The sequence below is a fragment of the Histidinibacterium lentulum genome (assembly GCF_003789055.1).
GTDB lineage: Bacteria > Pseudomonadota > Alphaproteobacteria > Rhodobacterales > Rhodobacteraceae > Oceanicola > Oceanicola lentulus.
In genome coordinates this window covers 37557-58389 of sequence record NZ_ML119087.1, presented here as the reverse complement: position 1 = coordinate 58389, position 20833 = coordinate 37557, and the positions used below count along the sequence as shown (strand labels likewise).

Below are 20833 nucleotides of genomic sequence, written 5' to 3'. Positions count from 1 at the left end.
TTCAGCCCCGGCCGGTCTCCGCCCCCAGTTCCCGCTCCAGGAACCGTTCGAAGGCCTCGAGGTCGACGGGCTCCACCTGTCCGAAGGACTGCATCCAGACCGCCGCGGCGCGCAGGCTTCCGGGCTGGAGCTTGCACCAGGTGACCCGGCCCCGGCGTTCCTGCTCGATCAGCCCCGCGGCCGTGAGGACCCGAAGATGCTTGGAGATCGCGGCGAGCGACATTTCGAACGGGGCGGCGACATCGGTCACCGCCATGTCGTCCTCCAGCAGCATGGCGAGGATCGCCCGCCGCGTGGGGTCGGCCAGCGCCGCGAAAGTCGTATCGAGAGAGCCGCTCATTCCCTGCGCCAGAACGCCCCCCTCACCGAAAGTCAACCGTGCGGTTGAATATGCTCCGGCCGGGAAGGCGGCCTCATTCTCTTCGGCAGGGAGTGGAAAATCCATATTTGTCAGATCCTTGCATCCCGAAGCCCGGTGCTTGACTCGAACCCCGCCCCCGCCTAGCACCGTGCCAAGTCCCGAGGGGATCACAAGGTGCCGGAACCCGACGATGCAGCGCGGCTGCGGGAGCTGGAGAAGCGTCTCGCCGAAAGACGGGCCGCCGCGGAGCCCGAAACCTCCCACTCGGAAAGCGGCCACGGCCAGGCACAGCTCGCCTGGCGCATGGTCATCGAGCTGGTGTCGGGTCTCGGGATCGGCTTCGGCATAGGGTACGGGCTGGACGCGCTCTTCGGAACGGAACCGTTCCTGATGATCGTGTTCATCTTCCTGGGCCTCGCGGCGGGCATCAAGACGATGATGCGGTCCGCCGAGGAGGTCCGGCAAAGACAGGCGGCCGAGGCCGCACAGGACGACGGGGGCGCGGATGGCGACTGAGACCGAATATGCGGAAGGCGGCAGCGGGCTGGTATTCCACCCGCTCGACCAGTTCATCGTCAAGCCGCTCTTCGGAGACGGTCAAGTCTATTGGTACACGGTCACCAACGCGACCCTGTGGATGGCGCTGTCGGTGCTCGGCATCATGGGCCTCCTGGTGCTCGGCACGCGGGGCGCGGGCACCGTGCCCTCCCGCCTTCAGTCCATGGCGGAGATGACCTACGGCTTCATCTACAAGATGGTCGAGGACGTGTCCGGCAAGGACGCGGTGCGGTTCTTTCCCTACATCTTCACGCTGTTCCTCTTCATCCTCTTCGCCAACGTGCTGGGCCTCATTCCCACGGCCTTCACGCCCACGACTCATATCGCGGTGACCGCGGTCATGGCCCTGGGCGTGTTCCTGACCGTGACGATCCTGGGCTTCGTCCTGCACGGCGGCACCTTCCTGAAGCTTTTCTGGGTATCCAGTGCACCGCTCGCCTTGCGCCCCATTCTCGCGGTGATCGAGCTGATCTCCTACATGGTGCGCCCGGTCAGCCACTCCGTTCGTCTCGCCGGCGCCATCACGGCGGGCCACGCGGTGATGAAGGTCTTCGCGGCCTTCGCCGCCTCGGCGCTCATCGCGCCGCTGGCGATCGGTGGCATGGTCGCGATCTACGCGCTCGAGCTTCTGGTGGCCTTCATCCAGGCCTACGTCTTCACGATCCTCACCTGCGTCTATCTCAAGGACGCGCTTCACCCCCATCACTGAACGTCGCCGGGCAGGCGCCCGGCATCGGCAAACTTCCATCGCAAGGAGACACGATCATGGAAGGCGATATCGCAAACATGGGTCAGTTCATCGGCGCCGGCATCGCGGGCCTCGGCACGGGCCTCGCGGCTCTCGGGGTCGGCAACGTCGCCGGGAACTTCCTCGCCGGCGCGCTGCGCAACCCGTCGGCCGCCGCGGGCCAGACCGCGACCCTCTTCATCGGCATCGCGTTCGCCGAAGCGCTCGGGATCTTCTCGTTCCTCGTCGCGCTCCTGCTGATGTTCGCCGTCTGATCGGCCACTCCTGATCCTTCCGGCCGGCGGCGGCGCAGTCCTGCGGCGGCCGCCGGTCTCAACAAGGTTCCGAGGGGGACGACATGGCGGACACAACGACCGAGGCCGGCGCACCCGTTGCCGAAGCCTGCGTCGACGCCGGCGGCAGCGCCATCGGCATGCCGCAGCTCTGCACCGAGTGGTATGCAAACCAGATCTTCTGGCTGCTCGTCACGCTGGCTGCGATCTACTTCATCCTGAGCCGCGTCGCGCTGCCGCGCATCGCTGCCGTGCTTGCCGAACGGCAGGGCACGATCACCAACGACGTCGCCTCCGCCGAGGAAATGATGCTGCGGGTCCGCGAGGCGGAAGCGGCCTACGAGAAGTCCCTGGCCGACGCGCGCGCCGAAGCCAAGACGATCTCCGACGAGACCCGCGCGAAGATCCAGGCGGAGCTCGACAAGGAGCTTTCAGCGGCGGACGCCCGCATCGCGGAGAAGACCGCGGAGAGCGAGAAGGCCATCAGCGAGATCCGCGAGACGGCAGTCGAGAACGTGCGCCTCGTGGCGGCGGACGTGGCGGCTGAGATCGTCGCCCTGATGGGCGACAAGGCAGATGCCAAGGCCATCGAGGCCGCGGTGGCGGAACGGGTGAAGGGATGACCGGCATGAGGACTTTCCTGGCAGCCGTCACGGCGGCGACCCTGGTCGCCGGACCGGCCTTCGCGGCGACCGGCGACTACGGCTTCTTCTCGCTGCGGAACTCCGATTTCGTGGTGCTGATCGCCTTTCTCGTCTTCGTGGGCATCCTGCTCTACTTCGGGGTTCCCAAGCAGCTGACGAAGATGCTGGACAGTCGCGCCGAGGGGATCCGCAAGGAGCTCGACGAGGCGCGGTCCATGCGCGAGGAAGCGCAGACGCTGCTCGCGTCCTACGAGCGCAAGCAGCTCGAGGTCCGGGAGCAGGCGGACCGGATCGTCGAGGGCGCCCGCGCCGAGGCGAACCGGGCGGCGGAGCAGGCGAAGAAGGACATCGCCGCCTCGGTGGAGCGCCGACTGACCGCGGCGGAGGAGCAGATCTGGACCGCGCAGGATGCGGCGGTCAAGGAAGTGCGCGACCGGGCCGTGGCCGTGGCGATCGAGGTCAGCCGCGAGATCATCGCCAGGCAGATGACGGCAGAGCGGGGCGACAAGCTGATCGACCAGTCGATCGCGGAGGCGCAGCAGAAGCTGCACTGACAGGTCTCGGGGCCATTGCGATAGAGGGGGCACGGGTCAATCCGGCCCCCCTTTTTTCGTGAGCCCTTGGAAGCGTCCACATGTGGACACGGCCTCAACCCATTGATTGATTTTCGGAAATCGGAAATAGCGCTCAGCGGCGCGCTTCGTGTTCGAGCCGTTTCGCGGCCACTGTCTCGTTCCGGTCCGCGCGGACCTGGGCGCGGAGCGCGGCTTCGACGAAGTCGAGATGCCGCTCCACCGCCGTCCGCGCCCCGGCCCCGTCCCGAGCCTGAAGCGCGGCGTTGATCTCGCTGTGCTGGCCGAGAAGCTGGTCTCGGGTCGTGCGCTGGCGGAACATGATCGCGCGGTTGTAGAACACGCCCTCGCGCAGGAGGTCGTACATTGAGCGCATCATGTGCAGCATCACCACGTTGTGGCTGGCCTCGATGATGGCGAGGTGGAAATCGGCGTCGAGACCCGCCTCCTCGGCCGGGTTTCGTTTCGCATGGGCGGCCTCCATCCGGCGAAAGACGCTGTCGATCACCGCAAGGTCGGTGTCGGACCCCGTTTCCGCCGCGCGCTGCGCCGCCAGTCCCTCCATGTCTCTGCGGAAGGCAACGTAGTCGAAGACCGCTTCCTCGTGGGTGGAGAAGAGCCGCACCAGAGCAGGCGAGAAGGCCGATCCGAGCACGTCCGCCACGAAGACCCCTGCCCCCGCGCGGCTGGTGAGGAGGCCCTGCTCCTGCAGCTCGGCCACCGCCTCGCGCAGGGAGGGACGTGAGACGCCGAGCCGCTCTGCGAGATCGCGCTCCGAGGGCAGGCGGTCGCCGGGGCGCAGGATGCCGCGAAGGATCAGCTCCTCGACCTGGCGGACGACGCCTTGGGCGAGCTTCTCGGGGACGACTTTCTCGAAAGGCATGGATGCGGTCCGCCTCGGGGATTGGTCAGAACATATGACCAGCGGGGCGGCGGGGCAACGGGCGCGGGAAAAAGCCGGTGCGGCGGAGCAAGGGGCGGCCGGGCTGAAGCCCGGCCTATGAAGGCATGCGAACCGACCGAGCAGGCCGGGCCTCGGCCCGGCCTACCCCGAAGGACATCAGCGCGGCGGGTTGATGATGATCTCCACCCGGCGGTTCTGGCGGCGGCCCTCGGGCGTCAGGTTGTCCGCGATCGGCGCGCTTTCGCCCTGGCCGAGGGTGCGGATGCGCTCCGGCGCCACGCCGCTCGAGATCAGCACGGAGGTCACGGCCTGGGCGCGGCGGCGCGAGAGGTTCTGGTTGTAGTCTGCGGCGCCCACGTTGTCGGTATGGCCGATGACGGTGATCGTGGTGCCCGGATAGGCGTTGAGGTTCTGCGCCAGCGCCCGGAGATCCGACTGCAGCGCACCGGTCAGGGTCGCGCTGTCGGTGTCGAAGAGGATGTCCTGCGGCAGGGTCACCACGAGGTTCGAACCGGTGTTGCGGATCAGCACGCGGTCGCCCAGCGCCGCGCGCAGCTCGGCCTCCTGACGGTCGAGCGAATAGCCCACGGCGGCACCTGCGGCACCGCCGAGCAGGGCGCCGGTCACGGCGGCTTCGCGGCGGGTGCGCGGATCGTCGCCCGCGGTGGCGGCCCCGACGATGGCGCCCAGCGCCGCGCCGACCACGGCACCGTCCCGGGTCTGGTTGCGGTCGGGACCGGTCGGATCGGGCGGGGTGCAGCCGGCGAGCGCGAGAGCCGCGGCGGCGGTCACGATGAAAGGGGTCTTGTGGGTCATGCTGTCTCGTTCCTGGTTATCCGCTCAAGGGCCCTTTTCGGCCCCCCTGACGATTAGCCTTATGCCAGTGTGGTCGTGTTAGCCAATATCATGGACCGGCCAGCGCACCAACATGCCGGGATGGCGACGGGTCCGCGCGGCGCGGGAGGGAAAAAGGCAGGTCCGACGCGGGCCCGCCCGTCTGTCAGACCCGCGGATCGGTGGCCCTCGGGCGCTGATCAGCCCGACAGGTCGGTCAGGCCGGCTCGGGCTCCGTCGCCTCGGCGCGGGCGGATTCCCAAGCGAGGATCGCGCGCTTGACGGGCAGGCCCCAGTGATATCCGCCGAGGTCGCCGGATTTGCGCAGGGCACGGTGGCAGGGGATCAAGAGGCTGATGGGGTTGCGCCCCACCGCGGAGCCCACGGCCCGCACCGCCCGCGGCGCGCCCGCGACCCGTGCAAGGTCGCCATAGGTGGTGACATGTCCCGAGGGGACGCGCAGAAGTGCCTCCCAGACCTTGATCTGCAGGGGCCGCCCGACGAGGAGGAGCGGCACCTCCCCGGTTCCGCCGAAAGCCGACTCGACCCAGGCCCGCAGGGCCGCAGGGTCCTCGACATAATCCGCCTCCGGCCAGCGCGACCTCAGATCCGCCATGGCGGGCTCGGGCCCCGTCTCCGCCGCGAAGGCGAGACCGCAGAGGCCGAGTTCGGTGCCCATGGCGAGGGCGGGGCCGAAGGGGCTGGGGAACCAGCCCCAGCGGATCGCCCGCCCCGCCCCGCCGCGGGCGAACTCGCCCGGGCTCATCGCCTCCCACCGCAGGAAAAGGTCGTGCAGACGGCCAGGACCCGACAGTCCCACCGCCTCGGCGGTCTCGAGCGTCGTATGCCGTTCCGCCAGCAGGCGACGCGCATGGCCGAGCGCGAGATACTGCTGGTAGCGCTTGGGGCTGACGCCGACCCATTGCGAGAAGACGCGCTGGAAATGCGCCGGGCTCATGCGCATTTCCGCCGCGAGCTCGTCCAGCGACAGAGGCCGGGGGGCGGCGTCGATCAGCTCGATCGCGCGGGCGACGACGCCGTAATGATAGCTGTCCTGTTCCATGCCGCTGAGGATAGGCCCCTGCCCGCCCGCGCGCGACCCGATCCTTGCGCATAGGGGCGTCAACCGGAAGAAAATCCTCCCGATGGGGGCGCGCCTCGGCTTGCCGTGGGCGTAGGCCCCCGCCATACCGACCCGCGATGGTCAAGCAGCTGCCCTATCCCGCGATCCGGGAGATTTTCTCCCGGCTCCATGCGATCGAGCCCGAACCCAAGGGGGAGCTCGATCATGTCAACGCCTTCACGCTGGTGGTCGCGGTGGCCCTGTCGGCCCAGGCGACGGATGCGGGCGTGAACAAGGCAACGAAGCGCCTCTTCGAGATCGCCGACACGCCCGAGAAGATGCTCGCCCTCGGCGAGGAGGGCGTCATCGAGCATATCCGCACCATCGGGCTTTACCGCAACAAGGCGAAGAACGTCATCCGGCTGAGTCGCATCCTTGTCGAGGAGTACGGCGGCGAGGTGCCGAATTCCCGCGCGGCACTGATGTCGCTGCCGGGTGTGGGGCGCAAGACGGCCAACGTGGTGCTCAACATGTGGTGGAGGCAGCCGGCGCAGGCGGTGGACACCCATATCTTTCGCGTGGGCAACCGCACCGGCATCGCGCCAGGGCGCGACGTGGACGCGGTGGAGCGGGCCATCGAGGACCATGTGCCCGCGGATTTCCAGCTCCATGCGCATCACTGGCTGATCCTTCACGGCCGCTACATCTGCGTGGCGCGCAAACCGAAATGCGGGATCTGCCCGATCGCGGATCTCTGCCTCTACGAGGACAAGACCGAGACATGAAACGCTACCAGGTGACCGGCATCGGCAATGCCATCGTCGACGTGATCTCTTCGGCCGACGACAGTTTCCTCGCCCACATGGGCATCGAGAAGGGCATCATGCAGCTGGTGGAGCGCGAGCGGGCCGAGACGCTCTACGGCGCCATGGCGCACCGGACTCAGGCGCCGGGGGGATCGGTCGCCAACACGCTGGCGGGGATCGGGAACCTCGGCCTGCGGACGGCCTTCATCGGGCGGGTCAGGGACGACACGCTGGGGCGGTTCTACGCAGACGCGATGGTGGAGGACGGCACGGATTTCGTGAACCCGCCGGTCAGGGGCGCGGAGCTGCCGACCTCGCGGTCGATGATCTTTGTCTCGCCGGACGGGGAGCGGTCGATGAACACCTATCTCGGCATTTCCGCCTCGCTCTCGGCGGAGGAGGTGGACGAGGCGGTGACGGGGCACACCGAGGTCATGTTCCTCGAGGGCTATCTCTTCGACACGGATGCCTCGAAGGAGGCCTTCCTGAAGGCCGCGCGGACCTGCCGGGCCGGCGGCGGCAAGGCGGGCATCGCCATTTCCGACCCGTTCTGCGTGGAGCGTCACCGGGAGGACTTCCTGCGGTTGATCGAGAACGAACTCGACTTCGTCATCGGCAACGAGGCGGAGATCCGGTCGCTGTATCAGAACGACGATCTCGACGCGGACCTGCGGCGGGTGGGCGAGGCCTGTCCGCTGGTCGTGTGCACGCGCTCGGGCGACGGCGTGTCGATCATCCGGCAGGGCCAGCGGACGGATGTCCCGGTGGAGAAGATCGTTCCGATGGACGCGACCGGCGCGGGCGACCAGTTCGCCGCCGGGTTCCTCTACGGCTATGTGACGGGTCATGACATGGCCACCTGCGGACGCATGGGCGCGGTCGCGGCGCGGGAGGTCATCAGCCATTACGGGCCGCGGCCCGAGGCGGACCTCAAGGAGCTGTTCCGCAACCACGGGCTGATGTGACGGGCCGGGCCTGCCCGACGTCCTGCGACTTGGCAGCCGCGCTCCCGAAGGGAGTATTTTCGGCCAGATGAGGAGGGGAGGCGTGCGCCGATCCTGACGGGGGCTCTTCCCGCCACGGGGGACGATGGGCCGCTCGCCTCATGGGTGCGGCGAGTCACTGCGCGGAGCCCGCCTCGGCTCGGGGCGGTGGTCTCCGCAGGACCCGGCCCATCCCCCGCGGGCAACAGGCCGGCCTGCGGGGGTGACAAGCGGGCGTCACACGGGTTTGCTAGCCTGAGGCCTGAACGGAGGAGCTACGCCATGAAACCCATCGCAGCCGCTGTCGGGCGCCGCCTTGTCCTGAAATCCCTTGCCGCCGCCCCCGTGGCGCTGGCCGCGCCCGCCTTCGCGCAGACAGAGGCAGAGGCGGTGCTCCTGACCATCACCGATCTGCATTCGCCCTACTCCCGCTTGCCCGCCTTGCTCGAAGCGATCCGCGAGGTGGCGCGGGGGCCGGTGCCCGCGGCGCTGATCCTGAACGGCGATCTCTTCGAACGGGGCAATGTCGCGGCGCTGCGGTCGGGGGCGGCGGCGGACTTCGCCTTTCTCGAGGCGGCGGCGGCGGAACTGCCGGTGATCGTGAACCTCGGCAATCACGAGACGGCGATCCTCGACGACATGGCCTCTTTCGTGGCCCGGGCCACGGGGGCGGGGGCGACGGTGATCGGCAACCTGATTGACCGTCGCACGGGCCGCTTCTTTACCCCCGTCTCCACCCGGCTGGGTCTCGGCGGGATCGAGCTCGCGCTTCTCGGCGTGGGCACCGACAATCCCTTCGTCTACCGCGCGCCGGTACGCGACTCGCTCCTGCTGCTGGATCCTGCCGGCTTCGTGGCCGAGACCGCCTCGGCCGTCCTCGGGGACGCGGACCTGCCCGTGCTCGTCTCCCATGCCGGCGTGACGGCGGACAAGGCGATGCTGGACGGTCTCGCCCCCGGAACCGTGGTGCTCGGCGCCCATGACCACCTCGAGCTGACTCATGAGTCCGGGGGGATCCTCTACCTGCACACCGGGGCCTGGGGGCGGACGCTGGCCGTCCATGCCCTGCGCCGGGCGGAGGCCGGCGTGGAGGTCGCCACTGACCTGCGCGCCATCTCGCCGGGCAGCGGCGACACGGCGCTCGCGGCGCTGATCGACGAGGTGCTGGCCGAGCACCTGACCGATGCGGACCGCGAGGTGATCGCCATCCGAGAGACCGCTCTCGACATGCCCGCCTCGATCCTCGTGGCCGTCGAGGCGGTGCGCGCCGCGGCGGAGGCCGATGCGGCCTTTCTCGGCCATACCACCTTCGGCGCGCCGCTCGATGCGGGGCCGCTCACGCGTTACGATTTCGACGCCTTCGTGCGGTTCGACGGGGATATCCGCACGGCGGAGGTGTCGGGCGAGACGCTGACCGCCATCATGGGCCGGGCGAACCAGTGGCGGGCCGAGAGCCTGGAGGCGCGAACCGGCGACTATGTCCACACCGCCGAGATCGGGATCGACCCCGGCGCGACCTACCGGATCGCGACCAACGGATGGACCGCGATGAACCAGGAGAGCTACCTCGGGACCACCGACATCGTGTTCGAGGAGGCGCCGGGGCTGATGCTGAAGGCGGTAGTCGCCGAGGCGCTGGCGTCGGGCTAGGTCAGGACGCCACGCGCAGGTCTTCGGCTGCGGCCGGGGCCGTGATCCCTCCGGCGTCGAACCAGAGCGCGTCGAGACGGTCGATCTCGTGGGCGTCGAAGCGATCGGCCTCTTCCCAGTAGCGCCCCGAGGGCACCATGTATCCCAGCGCACGTTCTCGGGAGAGGGCGGCGTCGACCGAGGCCGGGTCGAAGACCTGCGGCCGGGCCTTGGCGACGGTTGCCGGGGTGGCGCGGGGAAAGACGAGACGGCTGGGCGAGGTCGAGAGATTCACCACGGCCGTTCCTGCCTCCGCCGCCCGGACCATGAAGCGCGTGGCCTTGGCCTCCAGCGAGCGCAGGGTGATGTCGGCACGGAGCGGATCGGCGGTGCCCCGACCGTAGAAATGCGTCGACCCGCCGCCATAGACCATGTCGCAGCCGAGATAGGCGATCACCCGGGGCTTCAGCACCTCGAGCGCCCAGTATCCCGCGGTGAAGGCCATGGTGCCGCCGGCGTAGACAAAACCGCCCCAGGCGTTCTGCGCGGGGACGAAGGCGTCGGCCTCCACGAGGCGCTGCCCGGTGGCCAGGCTCCGGGGGCGGTTGGCGACCGGAAAATCTTCGGGGAAGACGAGGTCGTCCCAGTCCGGGCGCACGCGCCAGGCATTGTTGATGGCGACGATCCGGTCGAAAGGCGCGCGCGGCCAGTCCCGCGACGCCATCACGTTGGGCGCGCTGCCCAGCATCAGAACGATCATCTCGAGTCCCCCGGCCGGTCGTGAGCCGCAGATAGGCCCCTTACCGCGGCGCTCCACCGGAAAATGCGCGACACCGCGGCACGCGTTGCCGGAATGCCGCGCGGCCTCAGTCGCCGAGCTTGGCGTGGACCTCGTCGAGGTCGATCTCGCCCAGGGGCATCTTGTTGCCCGGGTTCTCGAAATCGTACTTGAAGAGCTGGAAGTCGCGTTTGTAGATCTCGAACATCAGGTGCATCGAGAGATCGTCGAAATAGTCCTCGACGGGATGGGCGCGCCTGGGGCCATGGCCCTCGCTTTCGTTGAAGCGCGGGATCTCGCCCAACAGGATGTCGTGGCGCGTGTCGATGTTGTCGAGAACGACCTGCATTCCGTCGTTGAACTTCTCGGTCCAGAAGATGTGGTCGTAGCGGCCGCCGTTCACGATGAAGGTGGAGATATGCCCCGACATCGCGGACCAGTGGATGTCGGGCTCCATCGGGCGGCGCCAGCGGATGGTGTCGCGGGCGAAGAGCAGGAAGCGGCGGAAGCTCTTGATCTGGTCGAACTCGAAATCGGGTGCCTCGCCCACCTCGATCCCGTATTTCTGGATCAGCATCGGCACGAGGTTGCCGCGGTAGCGCTTGCCGTTGCGCTGGATGCCGCAGATCTTGTCGAAGAAGGACGACAGGATGCGGGTGTAGGGGTTGCGCACGCAGGTGAAGGCATAGCTGCGATGGCTGGTGACATTGTCCGAGATGGCGTCCTGGCTGGTCTCGAAGGCCCACTTGTGCATCCCGTCTGTCGCGTCGTGGATGTCACCCTCGAAGAAAGCGCCGTGGTCCGAATAGTACATGATCTGGCCGATGGTCGAGCAGGCGCATTTCGGCACGACGCGATAGACCACGCTTTCGCTCTCGGTCATCCATGTTCCCGGAAATCCCATCCCGCCCGTCCTTCGCTGCCCTGTCGGACCTTCTGCCGCAGGATGTGCCGATCGGGCATCCCGCGGCCGCGTCCTCGGCCTAGATCGCAAACACACCCTGTCTATTCAATCGTCCTTCACGCTAATAGGGCAGGACCGAGGCGAAGTGGGGACGGTCGACGACACCATGGCGCGGATCGCGTTCATTCTACTCTGTCACAAGAACCCCGAGGGGATCGTGCAGCAGGCGCGGCAGCTCAGTGCGGTCGGGGATTTCGTCTCGATCCATCTGGACGCGCGGGCGCCGCGACAGGCCTATCTGCAGGTCAGGGCGGAGGTCGCGGACAATCCCAACGTGACCTTCGCGCGGCGCCGCGTCCGCTGCGGCTGGGGAGAATGGAGCCTCGTGCAGGCGACGATCCTCGCGGTCGAGGCGGCGGTGGAGGCCTTTCCGCGCGCGACGCATTTCTACATGGTCTCGGGCGACTGCATGGCCATCAAGTCGGCCGCCTATGCCCACCGCTTCCTCGACGAGCGGGACGTAGACTATATCGAGAGCTTCGATTTCTTCGAAAGCGACTGGATCAAGACCGGCATCAAGGAAGAGCGGCTGATCTACCGCCACATCTTCAACGAGCGGACGCAGAAGAAGGTCTTCTACTGGATGCTCGATGCGCAGCGGCGGCTGGGCCTCAGGCGCCGTATCCCGGCGGATCTCCAGGTGATGATCGGAAGCCAGTGGTGGTGCCTGCGCCGGCGGACCGTCGAGGCGGTGCTGGCCTTCGCGAGGGCACGACCAGACGTGGTGCGGTTCTTCCGCACGAGCTGGATTCCGGACGAGACCTATTTCCAGACCCTCGTGAGGCATCTCGTGCCCGAGCAGGAAATCATCAGCCGGACGCTGACATTCCTGATGTTCTCCGACTACGGGATGCCGGTGACATTCTACAACGACCAGTACGACCTGCTGCTGAGCCAGGACGCGCTGTTCGCGCGCAAGATCAGCCCCGACGCGCAGGACCTGCGCAAGCGGCTGGGGGATCTCTATGCCTCGGACCGGCAGGATTTCGTCGTCTCGGGCGAGGGGCGCCGCCTCTTTCAGTTCCTGACCGGTCGCGGCCGGATCGGGCGGCGCTTCGCTCCCCGCTTCTGGGAGACGGAGACCTCTCTCGGGCGCGACAAGGAGCTCCTGATCGTCGCCTGCAAGAAATGGCACGTCGCCAAGCGGCTCTTGGGCTCGATCAAGCACCACACCAACATCCCGGCCATCGACTATCTGTTCAACGAGGCCGACACATGGCTGCCGGACCTCGGCGGCATCCAGTCCACGCTGGAGAAGCGGACCCGGCACAGGCGGGCGCTGATCCGGATGCTGTTCGAATATTTCGAGAGCGACAGGCTCATCATCTGCCTCGACACCGCCTCGATCGACCTTATGCACGACTTCTATTCCGACCGCTCCACCACGCGGCTGCTGGAGATCAGCTGCACCTTCGACGACGGCTACCTGATCGGCCATGCCAAGCGCGTCGGCCTTGCCGGAGCGGATGCCTCGCCGGAGGCGATCGAGCGGCTGCTGCCCACGATCCGGCATGACGTGGTCTACGAAAGCGAACGGATCCGCGACAGCAACTTTGCCCATTACAACCGCATCAGCGACCGGCAGGGCCCGGACGACAACACGGGCCCGATCGGCCGGTTCCTGTCGGTCTCCGGCGAGGTCGCCCGCGATATCGCGGAAACGCCGCATCTTTTCGTCGACTGAAGGACCTCCGATGCAACACGACTACGACCCCGAGAACATCTTCGCGAAGATCCTGCGCGGGGAGATCCCCAACAACACCGTCCTCGAGACCGAACACGCGCTGGCGTTCCGGGACATCCGGCCCCAGGCGCCGGTGCATATCCTGGTGATCCCGAAAGGCCCGTATGCGACGCTGGACCATTTCTGCACCGCCGCGAGCGATGCCGAGATCGCCGGGTTCTGGCGCGCGGTCGGGCAAGTCTGCGAGGGCGCGGGCGTGGAGCAGGGCTTTCGCCTGATCGCCAACGCGCGGGAGCACGGCCTGCAGGAAGTGCCGCATTTTCACGTTCATGTCCTCGCGGGGCGGTCGCTCGGGCCGATCCTGTCGGCAGGGTGAGACGCGCGGCGAGCGAAGGCCGGGCTCAAGCCCGGCCTACGGTTGATGCCGGACGGTCACGCCAGGGCCGGCCCGGGTAGACCGGGCTTCAGCCCGGCCAAAGCACAGGGCCGACCGCGCAAGGGCGCACATTGACACCCTGCGCGCTTCGGGACACCTCTGGCCCGCAACGAGCCGCCCGAAGGAGCCGCGTCCATGTCGATCCCACAATCGGGCGGCGGCCCGATCGAAAGCCGTGACCAGCTGGCCGCCTGGCTCGAATCGGGTTCAAAGCCCGAGGCAGACTGGCGCATCGGCACGGAGCACGAGAAGTTCGGTTTCGACCGGGAGACGCTGCTTCCCCTGCCCTACGAGGGCCGCTGCTCCGTGCTCGCGATGCTCGAGGGTCTTCGCGACCGGCATGGCTGGACTCCGGTGCTGGAGGGGGAGCACCTGATCGGGCTGAGGAAGGGCGACGCCAACGTGAGCCTGGAGCCGGGCGGGCAGCTCGAACTCTCGGGTGCGCCACTGGAGACCATCCACCAGACCTGCGACGAGGTGAACGAGCACCTGCGCGAAGTGCAGGACGTGGCCGAGAGGATCGGCGCGGGCTTCATCGGCCTCGGTGCCGCGCCGATCTGGACCCATGAGCAGATGCCGCGTATGCCCAAGGGCCGCTACCGGCTGATGACCGACTACATGGGCCGCGTCGGCACCCATGGCACGCAGATGATGTACCGGACCTGCACCGTGCAGGTGAACCTCGACTTCGGCTCCGAGGCGGACATGGTGAAGAAGATGCGCGTGGCGCTGGCGCTGCAGCCGGTGGCGACCGCGCTCTTCGCCAATTCGCCCTTCTTCGAGGGCGCACCCAACGGCCACAAGTCCTGGCGCAGCCGCATCTGGCGCGATCTCGACCCGGCGCGGACGGGGATGCTTCCCTTCGTCTTCGAGGACGGCTTCGGCTTCGAGGCCTGGGTGGATTACGCCCTCGATGTGCCGATGTATTTCGTCTACCGCGACGGGCGCTACATCGACGCGCTGGGCCAGTCGTTCCGGGACTTCCTCGACGGCCGCCTGCCCGCCCTGCCTGGCGAGGTGCCCACCCTATCGGACTGGGCAGATCATCTGACGACGATCTTCCCCGAGGCGCGTGTCAAGAAATACATCGAGATGCGCGGCGCGGACGGCGGGCCGTGGCGCAGGCTCTGCGCCCTGCCCGCCTTGTGGGTCGGGCTGACCTATGACCGCACGGCGCTGGATGCCGCCTGGGATCTGGCGAAGAGCTGGGACGCAGAGACGCGGGAAGCCTGGCGCGTGGCGGCTTCGGTCGATGGCTTGCAGGCGAACGTGGGAGGGCAGAGGATGCTCGACATCGCCCGCGACGTTGTGGGAATCGCCCGCGAGGGCCTGAAGGCCCGCGCCCGCCCCGGCCTCGGCGGCATGGTCGCGGACGAACGGCATTTCCTCCATGCGCTCGAGGATTCGATCGAGACCGGAAAGGTGCCCGCGGACGAGCTTCTCGAACAGTATCACGGGCCGTGGGGCGAGGATCTGACGCGGATCTACGGGGACTACAGCTATTGAGCGGGGGCGGGTCGGTGGGTTGAAAACCCACCCTACGGGCGAGCCCGAGGCCGACAGGGCTTCTCTCGGGTAGGGTGGGTTTCCAACCCACCATTCCCACCGGACCCGCGTAGGGTGGGTTTTCAACCCGCCATCCGGACCGAACGGCGACCCCTAATCGAACGTGCCCATCGCCCGGCCGAGGAGCATGAAGGCGCGCGCGGTGCGGGTGTCGGCCATGGCGAGGATCTCCTCGTCGGTGGCGGCCTTGTCGAACTCGACGAGCATCTGGTCGAAGCGGCGCAGGAAATGGTGCGCGGCGTCGCGGAAGATGGTGTCCTCGCGCATCCGGCTTCCCATGATCTCGAGGCTCCGCCGGTCCCGAACCCCGCCGAGCGCCGCCACCGCGCGGCCCCGTTCGCCTGCGGCGAAGCGGCGCCAGATCTCGGGCCGTGCCGGATCGGGCCGCAGGTCGTCCATGTAGATGCCGTCCTGGCTCATCAGCGTGAGCACGTCCTGGCTGGCCTGGACGAGCTGCCGCGTCCAGCGGTTCTGGAGCGCGAGGCGCAGGGCGGCGAACCCCTCGGAATCCTCGGCGGTGTCCGGAAAGTTGAGCGCGCGGATCAGGTCGGGGATCGCGATGGGCGGCGCCGTCGCCTCCTCGGGCGACACGAGCCCGAGGGCGGGCTGGGCTTCTTCGGGTGTCTCCGCCGCAGCCGCGCGCACCGCAGTCCGGGACTCTTCGGGCAGGGGCGGCCGCGCCAGCGCCGCGCCGAGGGCACGGACCTCCTGCACGAGCTCGCCCAGACGGCGCTCCAGCGCCGGATCGGGCTTGCCCGCCCCGCGCTGCTGGCGCTCCTCGACGTAGGTCTTGCGCAGGGCGTCCACGGCGGCCTGGAGCCGCGCGCTTTCCGACCGCACGATGCGGGCCGAGCGATAGGTCATGGCGCCGACCCAGATCACCGCGAGCGGCAGGGCCACCGCCAAGAGGCCCAGCACCGGGCGCAGGGGATCGCCTCCCGCCTCCGAGGGGCCGCGCAGAGCGGCAGTGCCCGCGAACAGGAGCCAGATCACGCCGAGCGCCGCGGCCCCGATCTCCACGGCGGACAGTCCGCGCCCGATGGGCCGCGAGCTGGCGGCGAGGGGACTGCGGTCCTGGGGGTCGGGCTCGGACATGGTCTGCCTCACCGCATGGGGGCGAGCCGCGTCAGACGTAGCTCACCTTGAGGATCTCGTAGGAGCGTTCGCCGCCCGGGGTCCGGACCTCGACGCTGTCGCCTTCTTCCTTGCCGATCAGGGCGCGGGCAAGGGGCGATTTGAGGTTGAGACGCCCGTTCTCGATGTCGGCCTCGTATTCGCCGACGATCTGGTAGGTCTTCTCCTCGTCGGTGTCCTCGTCGACGAGCTGCACCGTGGCGCCGAACTTGATCGGGCCGGTCATCTTCGACGGATCGATCACGTCGGCGCGGGAGATCACGCCCTCGAGCTCCTTGATCCGGCCCTCGATGAAGGACTGTTTCTCCTTCGCGGAATGGTACTCGGCATTCTCGCTGAGGTCGCCGTGCTCGCGGGCCTCGGAAATCGCCCTGATGACGGCGGGGCGCTCCACGCTCTTGAGATGCTTCAGTTCTGCGTCGAGCTTGTCGTAGCCGCTGCGGGTGAGGGGTATCTTGTCCATCGGTCTTGTCCCGTCGGTCCTAGGGAGGGCTTTGTCAAACGCAGGGCCGCCCGACAGCCGGAAGGCCGCCGGGCGGATTGGAGGACTATCAGGACCGTGCCGCTCGCGGTCAACCGCAAAGCGGCGGCGTCGGTGGCGGGCGGCCCCGAGGGCCCCAGAGCGGCGACCGAACGCCGCGTCCGGATTGCCGCCGGGGCACGCCTTGGATAGATACGGCCGAACGATGCCGCAGGTGCGAAGACGCGCGCGCGGCCGCAGCGGAAGGGGACCGACATGCCAGAGATCGAGCGCGAGACGATGGACTATGACGTGGTCATCGTGGGCGCGGGCCCCGCTGGCCTGTCGGCGGCGATCCGGCTGAAGCAGCTCGATCCGGCACGCGAGGTCGTGGTGCTGGAAAAGGGCTCGGAGGTCGGCGCGCATATCCTGTCGGGGGCGGTGCTCGATACCTCCGGTCTCGACGCGCTGCTGCCCGACTGGAAGGACCGGGGCGCCCCGGTCACCGTGCCCGTGCGCGAAGACAATTTCTACGTTCTGGGCGAGGCCGGTCGCATTCGCATCCCGAACTGGGTGATGCCACCGCTGATGGACAACCACGGCGCCTACATCGTCTCCATGGGCAATGTCTGCCGCTGGCTTGCCGAACAGGCCGAGGCGCTGGGCGTGGAAATCTTCCCCGGCATGGCCTGTTCCGACATCGTCTGGGGCGAGGACGGGCGCGTGGCGGGGGTCATCGCGGGCGAGTTCGGCAAGAACCCCGACGGCACGCCGGGACCGGGCTACGAGCCGGGGATGGAGCTTCGTGGCAAGTACGTCTTCCTCTCGGAGGGCGTGCGGGGATCGCTGTCGAAGCAGGTCATCGCGAAATACGGCCTCGACGCCGACAGCGAGCCGCAGAAATACGGCCTCGGCATGAAGGAGCTCTGGGAGATCGACCCCGAGAAGCACCGCGCCGGGACCATAACCCATACCATGGGCTGGCCGCTCGGCAAGAATGCCGGCGGCGGGTCGTTCATCTACCACCTCGACAACAACCAGGTTTACGTGGGTTTCGTCGTCCACCTGAACTACGCGAACCCGCATCTCTATCCCTACATGGAATTTCAGCGGTTCAAGCACCATCCACTGGTCGCGGAGCTGCTGAAGGGCGGCAAGCGCATCGCCTACGGCGCCCGCGCGATCAACGAGGGCGGCTGGCAGTCGGTGCCGCAGACCGCCTTTCCCGGGGGATGTCTGCTCGGCTGCTCCGCCGGGCTGGTGAACGTGCCGCGTATCAAGGGCAACCACAACGCCATGCTCTCGGGCATCCATGCCGCCGACGCCGCGCATGCCGCGATCGAGGCGGGTCGCGCGGGCGACACGCTGACGGACTACGACACCGCTCTGAAGTCGGGGCCGGTGGCGAAGGACCTCAAGCGCGTGCGCAACGTCAAGCCGCTCTGGTCGCGCTACGGGATGTTGGCCTCGCTCGGGCTCGGCGGGTTCGACATGTGGACCAACAACATCGCGGGACTGTCTGTGCTTGGCACGCTGAAGCACGGCAAGACCGATGCCGAGGCGACGGAGCCCGCGGCCGGGCACAAGCCCATCGACTATCCGAAGCCCGACGGAACGCTGTCCTTCGACCGTCTGACCAATGTCAGCTTCTCCTTCACCAATCACGAGGAGAGCCAGCCGTCGCACCTGACTCTGAAGGACAGGACCGTGCCCCTGACCGTCGACTGGGCTCAATATGCGGGACCTTCCGCGCGCTATTGCCCGGCCGGCGTCTATGAATTCGTGGGCGAGGGCGACGACCGCCGCTTCCAGATCAACTTCCAGAACTGCGTTCACTGCAAGACCTGCGACATCAAGGACCCGGCCCAGAACATCGTCTGGAAAACGCCCCAGGGCGGCGACGGACCGAATTACCCGAACATGTAGCCGTCAGCGGGTTCCGGCCGCGCCGGAGATGGCCGGATGGCGGCGATCCGCGCCCATCTGAATTTGTGATCGGCTCGCGATTGCGGCGCACCGGCTCTCTCCGATAGCGTCGCCGGACAGGGAACGGTGGGGACCGTGGGCATGTATGTATGGGGACAGCGCCTGCTGCTTGTGGGCGCTTTCGGGATGGCGGCTGCAGCCGCCTTTGCGGATGGAACCGCGGGGGCCTACCTCGCAGGCCGGTCCGCGGCGCAGAACGGAGACCTCGGGGAGGCGGCCGTGCAGTTTCAGAGGGCGAGCGAGGGCGATCCGCGGCACAGGGCGATCCTGAACACCGCGATCACCATGCAGGTGGCCGTAGGCGACGTGGCCGGGGCAGAGGCGCTCGCCGCGCCGGCGCTGGCGTCGGGGCATGATAGCCGGGCCGCGGCGCTCGTGGCCATCGCGGCGGCAGCGCGCCATGAGCGGTGGACCGACCTGCTGGCGCTGCTCGATGCGGGGCATTCGGGCGGGCCGCTTCTCGACGGGCTGGCCCGGGGCTGGGCGCTGACGGCGCTGGGTCGCGAGGACGCGGCGCGGGCCATGTTCGACGAACTGGCGGAGCTCGAGGGTCTCGGGACCGTGGCACGGCATCACGGGGCGCTGGCCCTGGGGTCGGATGGCGAGGGCGTGACCCCGGCAGAGGGTCTTGCGAGCGCCTTTTTGACCGTGGGCAGCGCGGTGCGGGGCGAAGTGGACGACAGCTTCGCACTGATCCACTTGCGGCTCGCGCATCATGTCGACCCGGCAAGCGACCGCGCCCTCGTGAGCGCGGGGATGCTGTTGCGCGACATGGGCCGCCACGCATTGGCGGCGCAGGTGTTGTCCGGCGTGGCGGAGGACAGCCCGCTGTGGCCGGAAGCGGCGCTGGGCCGAGCCTTTGCCCTGCGGGACAGCGGGGCCGACGGCGAGGCGGCCGACCTGCTGGAACGGCTGGCGGACGGATCGCAGGATCTGGCGGTCCTCGCCGCTCTCGGCGATCTGCACCGGGACGCGGGACGGATCGCCGAGGCCAACACCGCCTTCGGCCGCGCCCTCTCGCTCGCCGCGGAGGATGACCCGCGGCGCTGGGTCCTGCATTTCGGCCGCGCCGTGACCCACGACCTGCTCGACGACTGGACAAGCGCGGAAGCGGACCTCCGCGCGGCGCTGGCCCTGGCGCCCGGGACACCGCTTCTGCTGAACTACCTCGGCTACGGGCTGGTGGAACGGCGGCAGGATCTCGACGAGGCGCTCGGCATGATCCGGGCGGCCGTGGCTCAGGAGCCGGAGGACGGGGCCTTTGCCGACAGTCTCGGATGGGCGCTCTTCGTGACCGGCGACCATGCCGGGGCGGTGCGGGAACTCGAGCGCGCGGTGGAACTGTCGCCGTCCGATCCGGTGATCGTGGATCACCTGGGCGATGTCTACTGGGCCGTCGGTCGCCGCATCGAGGCGCGGTACCAATGGCGCCGCGCCCTCGGACTGACCCCTCCGCCACCATTGACGGCCCGGCTGGAGGGCAAGCTCGACCGGGGCATCGTGGCGGCGGCAGCGGCGCCGCAGGAAGAAACTCACATCGTGACGGTGGCGAATGGCGATCATCCCCAGACCCGGTGACGCGCTGCGCCTGACCGCGCCGGCGAAGATCAACCTGACGCTGCACGTCACCGGGCAGCGCGCGGGCGGCTATCACGACCTCGACAGCCTCGTGGTCTTCGCGGGCCTCGGGGACCTCCTGACCGCGCGACCGTCGACGGATCTGAGCCTGCAGGTGACGGGACCCTTCGCCATGGGCGTGCCGAACGATGGGCGGAATCTCGTGCTGCAGGCCGCTGCCGCGCTTCAGGAGAAGCACGGCGTGCGCGTCGGCGCGGCGCTGAACCTCGACAAGGCCCTGCCCCATGCCGCGGGTCTCGGTTCGGGCTCCTCGGATGCCGCGACGGCGCTGCGCCTGCTCGCGAAGCTCTGGGACGTGCCAGCTCCGGACCCGCACGACCCGATCCTCGCCTCTCTCGGGGCGGATGTGCCAGCCTGCTATGCCGGCCCTCTGCCGATCCGCATGCAGGGCATCGGCGAGCGGATCACGCCAATGGAGGGCCTGCCCGATTTCGCCATGGTGCTGGTCAACCCCAAGGTGGAGGTGCCCACGGGCCGCGTCTTCGAGACCATGGCCGCGCGCAACAACCCGCCCATGGAGGACGTGCCGGAGGGGCTCGACTTCGAGGGTTTCTGCGACTGGCTCTCGCGCCAGCGCAACGACATGACCGCCGCCGCGCAGACCATCGCGCCGGAGATCGGACGGGCGCTGGAGACTCTGCGGCGTCAGCCCCTCGTCAAATGCGTGACCATGTCGGGATCGGGCGCCACCTGCGTGGGGCTGGTCAAGGACATGGACCACGCCCGGCGCGCGGCGCGGGCGGTGCAGGTGTCGGAAATGGGCTGGTGGGTCGCGCCCGCGCCCCGGGTCAAGCCCGGGATGCCGCTCTGACC

General features: G+C 68.4%; 22 protein-coding genes. 14 read left to right on the top strand and 8 right to left on the bottom strand.

Annotated features, from left to right (window positions below; all coding sequences use genetic code 11):
* Position 1: 1 nt before the first annotated feature.
* A complete protein-coding gene (locus tag EAT49_RS14280; protein WP_123642976.1) occupies positions 2-340 on the bottom strand; it encodes an ArsR/SmtB family transcription factor in 339 nt (112 codons plus the stop codon).
* 195 nt (positions 341-535) lie between these two features.
* Here EAT49_RS14280 and EAT49_RS14275 point away from each other — a divergent pair, with 195 nt between their 5' ends.
* From EAT49_RS14275 to EAT49_RS14255, 5 genes are all read left to right on the top strand, one after another.
* Positions 536-877, top strand: a complete 342-nt coding sequence (locus EAT49_RS14275; protein ID WP_123642975.1) for an AtpZ/AtpI family protein — start codon at positions 536-538, stop codon at positions 875-877.
* Positions 867-1628, top strand: a complete 762-nt coding sequence (locus EAT49_RS14270; protein ID WP_123642974.1) for a F0F1 ATP synthase subunit A — start codon at positions 867-869, stop codon at positions 1626-1628. The genes EAT49_RS14275 and EAT49_RS14270 overlap by 11 nt, the downstream gene beginning before the upstream one ends.
* Before the next feature lie 56 nt (positions 1629-1684).
* A complete protein-coding gene (locus tag EAT49_RS14265) occupies positions 1685-1921 on the top strand; it encodes a F0F1 ATP synthase subunit C (protein ID WP_123642973.1) in 237 nt (78 codons plus the stop codon).
* Between the two features lie 83 nt (positions 1922-2004).
* Positions 2005-2562, top strand: a complete 558-nt coding sequence (locus tag EAT49_RS14260; RefSeq protein ID WP_123642972.1) for a F0F1 ATP synthase subunit B' — start codon at positions 2005-2007, stop codon at positions 2560-2562.
* Between the two features lie 5 nt (positions 2563-2567).
* Complete coding sequence (locus EAT49_RS14255) at positions 2568-3137, top strand: F0F1 ATP synthase subunit B (protein WP_123642971.1); 570 nt, start codon at positions 2568-2570, stop codon at positions 3135-3137.
* 133 nt (positions 3138-3270) lie between these two features.
* Here the strand turns inward: EAT49_RS14255 and EAT49_RS14250 are convergent, their stop codons facing one another.
* The 3 genes from EAT49_RS14250 to EAT49_RS14240 form a co-directional block, all read right to left on the bottom strand.
* The gene (locus tag EAT49_RS14250; protein WP_123642970.1) at positions 3271-4038 is read right to left on the bottom strand and encodes a FadR/GntR family transcriptional regulator; all 768 of its coding nucleotides are present in this window, start codon (positions 4036-4038) and stop codon (positions 3271-3273) included.
* A gap of 177 nt (positions 4039-4215) precedes the next feature.
* Positions 4216-4875 (bottom strand): YiaD family glycine zipper/OmpA-like lipoprotein, encoded by a 660-nt coding sequence (locus EAT49_RS14245; protein ID WP_123642969.1) that lies wholly within the window; start codon positions 4873-4875, stop codon positions 4216-4218.
* Between the two features lie 235 nt (positions 4876-5110).
* Positions 5111-5956: a methylated-DNA--[protein]-cysteine S-methyltransferase gene (locus EAT49_RS14240; protein WP_123642968.1), complete on the bottom strand. Its 846-nt coding sequence runs from the start codon at positions 5954-5956 to the stop codon at positions 5111-5113.
* Between the two features lie 137 nt (positions 5957-6093).
* Between EAT49_RS14240 and nth the strand changes: the two genes are divergently transcribed.
* From nth to EAT49_RS14225, 3 genes are all read left to right on the top strand, one after another.
* Positions 6094-6741, top strand: a complete 648-nt coding sequence (nth, locus tag EAT49_RS14235) for an endonuclease III (protein WP_123642967.1) — start codon at positions 6094-6096, stop codon at positions 6739-6741.
* On the top strand, positions 6738-7727 hold the full coding sequence (locus tag EAT49_RS14230; protein ID WP_123642966.1) for an adenosine kinase: 990 nt from the start codon (positions 6738-6740) through the stop codon (positions 7725-7727). The genes nth and EAT49_RS14230 overlap by 4 nt, the downstream gene beginning before the upstream one ends.
* Before the next feature lie 300 nt (positions 7728-8027).
* Positions 8028-9395, top strand: a complete 1368-nt coding sequence (locus EAT49_RS14225; RefSeq protein ID WP_123642965.1) for a metallophosphoesterase — start codon at positions 8028-8030, stop codon at positions 9393-9395.
* Between the two features lies 1 nt (position 9396).
* Here the strand turns inward: EAT49_RS14225 and EAT49_RS14220 are convergent, their stop codons facing one another.
* Complete coding sequence (locus tag EAT49_RS14220; protein WP_123642964.1) at positions 9397-10134, bottom strand: hypothetical protein; 738 nt, start codon at positions 10132-10134, stop codon at positions 9397-9399.
* Between the two features lie 106 nt (positions 10135-10240).
* Complete coding sequence (locus EAT49_RS14215) at positions 10241-11056, bottom strand: sulfotransferase family protein (RefSeq protein WP_123642963.1); 816 nt, start codon at positions 11054-11056, stop codon at positions 10241-10243.
* Positions 11057-11222: 166 nt separating this feature from the next.
* On the opposite strand from EAT49_RS14215, the gene EAT49_RS14210 reads away from it, so the two are divergent.
* The 3 genes from EAT49_RS14210 to EAT49_RS14200 all read left to right on the top strand — a co-directional run bounded on the left by EAT49_RS14210 (position 11223) and on the right by EAT49_RS14200 (position 14742).
* Positions 11223-12800, top strand: coding sequence for a DUF5928 domain-containing protein (locus tag EAT49_RS14210; RefSeq protein ID WP_123643100.1), 1578 nt, complete (start codon positions 11223-11225; stop codon positions 12798-12800).
* A gap of 10 nt (positions 12801-12810) precedes the next feature.
* Positions 12811-13176: an HIT domain-containing protein gene (locus EAT49_RS14205; RefSeq protein ID WP_123642962.1), complete on the top strand. Its 366-nt coding sequence runs from the start codon at positions 12811-12813 to the stop codon at positions 13174-13176.
* Positions 13177-13371: 195 nt separating this feature from the next.
* Positions 13372-14742: a glutamate--cysteine ligase gene (locus EAT49_RS14200; RefSeq protein ID WP_123642961.1), complete on the top strand. Its 1371-nt coding sequence runs from the start codon at positions 13372-13374 to the stop codon at positions 14740-14742.
* Positions 14743-14895: 153 nt separating this feature from the next.
* Here EAT49_RS14200 and EAT49_RS14195 read toward each other — a convergent pair whose 3' ends face one another.
* Complete coding sequence (locus EAT49_RS14195; RefSeq protein WP_123642960.1) at positions 14896-15897, bottom strand: hypothetical protein; 1002 nt, start codon at positions 15895-15897, stop codon at positions 14896-14898.
* Positions 15898-15928: 31 nt separating this feature from the next.
* Positions 15929-16399, bottom strand: coding sequence for a transcription elongation factor GreA (greA, locus tag EAT49_RS14190; RefSeq protein WP_123642959.1), 471 nt, complete (start codon positions 16397-16399; stop codon positions 15929-15931).
* A gap of 273 nt (positions 16400-16672) precedes the next feature.
* Between greA and EAT49_RS14185 the strand changes: the two genes are divergently transcribed.
* From EAT49_RS14185 to EAT49_RS14175, 3 genes are all read left to right on the top strand, one after another.
* Entirely contained in the window at positions 16673-18322 is a 1650-nt protein-coding gene (locus tag EAT49_RS14185) for an electron transfer flavoprotein-ubiquinone oxidoreductase (protein ID WP_123642958.1), read from the top strand.
* 141 nt (positions 18323-18463) lie between these two features.
* Positions 18464-19960 carry a tetratricopeptide repeat protein gene (locus tag EAT49_RS14180; protein ID WP_123642957.1) on the top strand — a complete coding sequence of 499 codons (1497 nt, stop codon included), beginning with the start codon at positions 18464-18466 and terminating at the stop codon, positions 19958-19960.
* Entirely contained in the window at positions 19935-20831 is an 897-nt protein-coding gene (locus tag EAT49_RS14175) for a 4-(cytidine 5'-diphospho)-2-C-methyl-D-erythritol kinase (protein WP_123642956.1), read from the top strand. Before EAT49_RS14180 ends, EAT49_RS14175 begins: the two co-directional genes overlap by 26 nt.
* Positions 20832-20833: the final 2 nt, after the last annotated feature.

What these genes read in the sequence shown, in the direction of transcription:
- EAT49_RS14195 (WP_123642960.1), bottom strand. Translation starts at nt 15,897, where the DNA reads ATGTCCGAGCCCGACCCCCAGGACCGCAGTCCCCTCGCCGCCAGCTCG.
- EAT49_RS14215 (WP_123642963.1), bottom strand. Translation starts at nt 11,056, where the DNA reads ATGGGATTTCCGGGAACATGGATGACCGAGAGCGAAAGCGTGGTCTAT.
- EAT49_RS14245 (WP_123642969.1), bottom strand. Translation starts at nt 4,875, where the DNA reads ATGACCCACAAGACCCCTTTCATCGTGACCGCCGCCGCGGCTCTCGCG.
- EAT49_RS14240 (WP_123642968.1), bottom strand. Translation starts at nt 5,956, where the DNA reads ATGGAACAGGACAGCTATCATTACGGCGTCGTCGCCCGCGCGATCGAG.
- EAT49_RS14220 (WP_123642964.1), bottom strand. Translation starts at nt 10,134, where the DNA reads ATGATCGTTCTGATGCTGGGCAGCGCGCCCAACGTGATGGCGTCGCGG.
- EAT49_RS14265 (WP_123642973.1), top strand. Translation starts at nt 1,685, where the DNA reads ATGGAAGGCGATATCGCAAACATGGGTCAGTTCATCGGCGCCGGCATC.
- EAT49_RS14175 (WP_123642956.1), top strand. Translation starts at nt 19,935, where the DNA reads ATGGCGATCATCCCCAGACCCGGTGACGCGCTGCGCCTGACCGCGCCG.
- EAT49_RS14260 (WP_123642972.1), top strand. Translation starts at nt 2,005, where the DNA reads ATGGCGGACACAACGACCGAGGCCGGCGCACCCGTTGCCGAAGCCTGC.
- EAT49_RS14280 (WP_123642976.1), bottom strand. Translation starts at nt 340, where the DNA reads ATGAGCGGCTCTCTCGATACGACTTTCGCGGCGCTGGCCGACCCCACG.
- greA (WP_123642959.1), bottom strand. Translation starts at nt 16,399, where the DNA reads ATGGACAAGATACCCCTCACCCGCAGCGGCTACGACAAGCTCGACGCA.
- EAT49_RS14255 (WP_123642971.1), top strand. Translation starts at nt 2,568, where the DNA reads ATGAGGACTTTCCTGGCAGCCGTCACGGCGGCGACCCTGGTCGCCGGA.
- nth (WP_123642967.1), top strand. Translation starts at nt 6,094, where the DNA reads ATGGTCAAGCAGCTGCCCTATCCCGCGATCCGGGAGATTTTCTCCCGG.
- EAT49_RS14205 (WP_123642962.1), top strand. Translation starts at nt 12,811, where the DNA reads ATGCAACACGACTACGACCCCGAGAACATCTTCGCGAAGATCCTGCGC.
- EAT49_RS14180 (WP_123642957.1), top strand. Translation starts at nt 18,464, where the DNA reads ATGTATGTATGGGGACAGCGCCTGCTGCTTGTGGGCGCTTTCGGGATG.
- EAT49_RS14210 (WP_123643100.1), top strand. Translation starts at nt 11,223, where the DNA reads ATGGCGCGGATCGCGTTCATTCTACTCTGTCACAAGAACCCCGAGGGG.
- EAT49_RS14185 (WP_123642958.1), top strand. Translation starts at nt 16,673, where the DNA reads ATGCCAGAGATCGAGCGCGAGACGATGGACTATGACGTGGTCATCGTG.
- EAT49_RS14250 (WP_123642970.1), bottom strand. Translation starts at nt 4,038, where the DNA reads ATGCCTTTCGAGAAAGTCGTCCCCGAGAAGCTCGCCCAAGGCGTCGTC.
- EAT49_RS14270 (WP_123642974.1), top strand. Translation starts at nt 867, where the DNA reads ATGGCGACTGAGACCGAATATGCGGAAGGCGGCAGCGGGCTGGTATTC.
- EAT49_RS14225 (WP_123642965.1), top strand. Translation starts at nt 8,028, where the DNA reads ATGAAACCCATCGCAGCCGCTGTCGGGCGCCGCCTTGTCCTGAAATCC.
- EAT49_RS14200 (WP_123642961.1), top strand. Translation starts at nt 13,372, where the DNA reads ATGTCGATCCCACAATCGGGCGGCGGCCCGATCGAAAGCCGTGACCAG.
- EAT49_RS14230 (WP_123642966.1), top strand. Translation starts at nt 6,738, where the DNA reads ATGAAACGCTACCAGGTGACCGGCATCGGCAATGCCATCGTCGACGTG.